This is a genomic window from Pseudomonas sp. Sample_10 (genome assembly GCF_004321495.1).
GTDB lineage: Bacteria > Pseudomonadota > Gammaproteobacteria > Pseudomonadales > Pseudomonadaceae > Aquipseudomonas.
On record NZ_RCOE01000277.1, the window covers coordinates 1 to 2971 of the forward strand.

Annotated in this window: 2 protein-coding genes and 1 other RNA gene; 2 read left to right on the plus strand and 1 reads right to left on the minus strand. The window is 60.8% G+C overall.

Annotated elements, in window-relative coordinates:
- On the minus strand, positions 1–1454 hold a 1454-nt coding region (locus D8U18_RS26435), incomplete at its 3' end, for a penicillin-binding protein activator (protein ID WP_131109004.1).
- Positions 1455–1663: 209 nt separating this feature from the next.
- Between D8U18_RS26435 and rsmI the strand changes: the two genes are divergently transcribed.
- Together rsmI and rnpB are read left to right on the plus strand one after the other, a co-directional pair.
- On the plus strand, positions 1664–2536 hold the full coding sequence (rsmI, locus tag D8U18_RS26440; protein WP_056853205.1) for a 16S rRNA (cytidine(1402)-2'-O)-methyltransferase: 873 nt from the start codon (positions 1664–1666) through the stop codon (positions 2534–2536).
- A gap of 75 nt (positions 2537–2611) precedes the next feature.
- Positions 2612–2965, plus strand: an RNA gene (rnpB, locus tag D8U18_RS26445) — RNase P RNA component class A.
- Positions 2966–2971 lie beyond the last annotated feature (6 nt).

Below are 2971 nucleotides of genomic sequence, written 5' to 3' on the forward strand. Positions count from 1 at the left end.
GGAACGTCGCCGGCGTACTGGAAGTTCAGGGTCGGCTTGATCTGCTGGGCCTGTTGCGGCGTGGCAGCGAGGAAGATGAACTCGATATCCTGGCGACGGGAAGGCTGGGCGGCGACCTGCGAACCTACGGTGCTTTGCAGGCTCTTGGCGCGACCTTCGCTCTGACGCAGCTGGAACATGTCGGCAATCTGCTGGGCCAGTTGCACTGGCTGGTCGACGCGTTCGGTGGCAACGATGCTGCCGCCGTTGGCTTGCCAGTCCTGGCTGAACGCACGCAACACGCGATCGCCCCATTCGCCTTTCGGCACCATGATGGCAGCGCGATGCAGGCCGTCGGCGCGAGCGCGGCGGGAGACTTCGCGGGCTTCGTCTTCAGCGGCAAGCCCGAACTGGAACAGCTGGGGCGGACCTTGTTCGCCTTCGCTGTAGTTCAGTGCCAGGGTGGTGATTGGCAGTTGCGGGCGAGTGCTCAGCTGTTTGACCAGTGGCTTCTCAAGCGGACCGACGACCAGTTGCACGCCGTCTGCCTGGGCCTTGCGATAAAACTCATCGAGGGAGGACAGTTTCGAGCTGTCATAGAACTCGATGGCTGGCGGCTTCTGCCCGGCTTGTTGGGCCTGATAGTGAGCGGCCATGAAGCCTTCGCGCAGCGCCTTGCCCACCGAGGCCAGTGGGCCGTCTTGTGGCAGCAACAACGCTATTTTGCTCAGGGGCTGGCTGGCCAGTTCCTTGAGTTTGGTCAGTGGTAGTGGCAACTGGGCGGCGGCCGGGTGTTTCGGATTCTGCTCACGCCAGTTGTCGATGGCAGCCTGCTGCTGTTCCAGGGTGCCGGCAGTTTTCACCGCCAGTGCCAGGCCCATCCAGCCGCCGAGGTCATCGGTGGTGTTGGGCTGCAATTGATCGGTCGGCAGCGAGGCGATCAATACCCAGATCGCTTCATGGTTTTTGCTGGCTGCTTCATCTTTGAGCATCGGCGCGATGAAGATCCGCTCCTGTGCGGCAGCCAGGGTCTGGCCGTCGGCTTCAAGCGCGCGGGCGCGAACGGTGCCGGTGCGGACCTGCTGCTCTTCGGGCAATTCGCCCAGGCGTTGCAGGCTCGGATGGCTCAAGGCCGTCAACGCGGCTTTCGGCTGGTTGCGGGTCATCGCCAATTCGGCGGCCAGTGTGCTGGCGAATACCTGCTGGCCGGGCTTGAGTTGCTCGACGGGTACTTGTTGCAGGATTTGTGCGGACTGGGCGGCATTACCCTGGCGGTAGGCCAGGTCAGCTGCGCTCAAGCGCAGCAATGCTGCATCCTCCGGCGATTTGCTCTGGGCGGCCTTCTCGAGCAGTTGCTCGATACTGGCATCCGGGGTCCGTGGAAGTTCGCCAAGGCTGGAGGAGGGCGAGCTGGCGCAAGCCGCCAGCAAGGCAGCGAGGCAGAGGGCAGTGAGCAGCCGCAGGCAAGCGATCATGTAAGTGTTCCTGATACTCGATCAAATTAGCGTGGAATTGTACCCAAGCACTGGCCGGGGCGCGATGTTAGTGGCGTGAATCGATCAATTTAGCTTGCGCAATTGTTGCTGTGCGGCACAAAACGCGGCAAAAGCGAGCATTGCTCACGCGTATCGCAAGCGCCGCTACGGGTTACAATGCCCGCTTTATCGATCATGAGGTGTGCGCTTTGACTGCTCCAGGTGCTTTGAATTCCGCTGCTGGCTCGCTTTATGTGGTGGCGACGCCCATCGGCAACCTGGACGACATCAGTGCGCGCGCGCTGAAGATCCTGCGTGATGTTGCCTTGATCGCCGCCGAGGACACTCGTCACTCCCAGCGTTTGATGCAGCACTTCGGCATTCCAACGCCGCTCGCCGCGTGCCATGAGCACAATGAGCGCGATGAAGGCAGTCGCTTTATTACCCGTCTGCTCGCGGGTGACGATGTGGCGCTGATCTCCGATGCCGGTACGCCGCTGATTTCTGATCCTGGTTATCATCTGGTGCGCCAGGCTCGCGCTGCCGGGATCAATGTGGTGCCCGTGCCGGGTGCCTGTGCGTTGGTGGCGGCTTTGTCGGCGGCGGGTCTGCCGTCGGACCGTTTCATCTTCGAAGGTTTTCTGCCGGCCAAAGCCGTTGGGCGACGTGCGCGTCTTGAGCTGGTAAAGGAAGAGCCGCGCACCCTGATTTTCTACGAGGCGCCGCACCGTATTCTGGAATGCCTGCAGGACATGGAGTTGGTGTTCGGGCCAGAACGTCCAGCGCTGCTTGCTCGCGAACTGACGAAAACCTTTGAAACACTGAAGGGATTGCCACTGGGCGAGTTGCGGCAGTTCGTCGAGTCGGACAGCAATCAACAGCGCGGCGAATGCGTGGTGCTGGTCGCTGGCTGGACAGTGCCCGAGTCTGAAGATGCAGTCAGCAGCGAGGCAATGCGCGTGCTGAATCTGTTACTCGAAGAAATGCCGCTCAAGCGCGCGGCGGCATTGGCGGCGCAAATTACCGGGGAGCGTAAGAATGTTCTCTATCAAGTCGCGCTGGATAAACAGAAAGGCGAATAAAACCCGACGCGCAGGCGTGGCTAAAGGCTTTTAGCGCTTGTTCTTCGCACGCTCTGCCGTTAACCTTCGCGGCGGAGAGTCGATCGGACAGTCGCTGCCCTCTATGAAAATTAGGGGGGGGAGGAAAGTCCGGGCTCCATAGGGCGAAGTGCCAGGTAATGCCTGGGAGGCGTGAGCCTACGGAAAGTGCCACAGAAAATAACCGCCTAAGCGCTTCGGCGCCGGTAAGGGTGAAAAGGTGCGGTAAGAGCGCACCGCACGTCTGGCAACAGTTCGTGGCTAGGTAAACCCCACTTGGAGCAAGACCAAATAGGGTCCCAAGGCGTGGCCCGCGCTGGGACCGGGTAGGTTGCTAAAGATGTCCAGTGATGGCCATCGTAGACGAATGACTGTTCAAGACAGAACCCGGCTTACAGATCGACTCTCCACCTTTTT